This is a genomic window from Promineifilum sp. (SeqCode) (assembly GCF_041918635.1).
GTDB lineage: Bacteria > Chloroflexota > Anaerolineae > Promineifilales > Promineifilaceae > Promineifilum.
This window is the reverse complement of sequence record NZ_JAYRVJ010000802.1, coordinates 1-1,578: the sequence shown is the minus strand read 5'-3', so window position 1 is coordinate 1,578 and position 1,578 is coordinate 1. Positions and strand designations below refer to the sequence as shown.

Genomic DNA, 1,578 nt, shown 5'->3' with positions numbered 1-1,578 from the left:
TGGCCGCCGCCCAGACCGACGGCGACAGGCCGCGTAGCTTGTGCACGTGGACGATATCCGGCCGCTCGCATTCGATGATAGCCCGTATCACGCGATAGACGTGCGGGTTCCACAGGTCAAGGAGTTGGAAGCCGGCCTTCTGGTAGGTGGGCTTGGTGTCCTTGTCGCCGATCCAATACAGATTGCGCGGGCGAAAGGTGTAGCGGCGGATGCCGTCCTGTTCATCGACGACCAGGCCCGGCTCGCGTCGCGTGCCCACAGTGACCACGTCAACGCCCTGGCGCTGCAAGCCCGCGGCGACCTGCCGCGCCGCCGTCGCCGCGCCGCCGCCCAGAGCATCCATTCGTGTGGCCACCAGCAGTACCTTCATGCTATCGCTCAATCGCTCAGGCGCGCGGGTGCCGCACCAGACGGGCGATCTGATTGAACTCTTCCAGCCGTAACAACCGCGCGGCGACGCCGGCCGACGCCAGACAGGCCATGCCCCCCGCCAGCAGCGTCAGCCACAGTCTGAGGCTGTCCGCCGCCAGCAGACCGCCGAGCATTCGCACCGCCAGCGTGCCCAGCGCGGCCGTGGCGGCCACCACGAGAAACTGCACCGTATCGACCCGCGTCCACAGCACCTCGTCCCGAGCGACGGTGCGCTTCAGCCAGAAGAAACCGGCGAAGGCGGCCAGCGAGTTGGCAATGCCGAAGCTGCGCAGGTCGAAGCCCAACCGGATGAGCACCAACTCCGTGGCGATGATGACGATGGCGTTGAGCGAGAAGAAGCCCAACACGGCTCGCGACTCCTTGCGGGCGAAGGCCAGCCCCAGCGGCACGCTGATAAGGGCCAGAGCCAGCACAGCCGGGGCGTAGGTCTGGAGGACGAGGGCTGTCGTCTGCACGTCTTCGGCGCTGAACCGCCCGCGGCCGAAGACCACGCCGATGAGTTGCGGCGAGAGCAGGGCCAGAACGACGGCCATGGGCACGGCCAACAAAGCGACTACCCGCAGCCGGGCGTTGTAGTTCTGCTTGGCCCCGGCGGCATAGGCCTGGATCGTCGCCAGTTGAAAGCCGCGGAAGACGAAGCGCTCCAGTGTAGCCACCAACCGCACGGCGAAGGTGACGGCCGTCAGCGCCCCCGGCCCCAGGAAAGAGGCCAGCGCTCGCTCACCCACCGAGGAGACGACGCGCACCGACTGGCCGGCCAGCGGCATGCCCACCGTCCGCGCCATGTCGGCCAGCGCCGCCCGCGCCGGCCAGGCCGGCCGGAAGGCGAACTCGGGCAAAGTGAATAGCCCGACAAAGCTGACCAGCGTCTCTATCAGCGCGCCGCCCACCAGTCCCCAGGCCACCCAGTGCAGGTCTTGCCGCGCCCCCGCCACCAGAGCGACGACGACCGAGACGAGCGTGCCGGCGATGCGCCCGGCCGACGGCACAACGAGCCGCTCGACCCGATAGTAGATGGCCCGGAACGTCTCGGCCAGCGCCAGCAGGAAGATGAGCCAGGCCAGGACGGCGGCGAGGGGCTGCCCGGCCAGCCGCGTCTCGGCCGACGCGCCCGGCACGCTGAGCGGATACCACCAGCGCGCGCCG

2 protein-coding genes are annotated in these 1,578 nt (G+C 69.3%); both read right to left on the bottom strand.

The annotated features are described in order from the left end of the window. Positions 1-370, bottom strand: a 370-nt coding sequence (locus ACE3UY_RS22875) for a glycosyltransferase (protein WP_374689778.1), incomplete at its 3' end; no start/stop codon positions are given. Positions 371-386: 16 nt separating this feature from the next. Further along, the coding region (locus tag ACE3UY_RS22870) for a lipid II flippase MurJ (RefSeq protein WP_374689777.1) at positions 387-1,578 on the bottom strand (1,192 nt) is incomplete at its 5' end.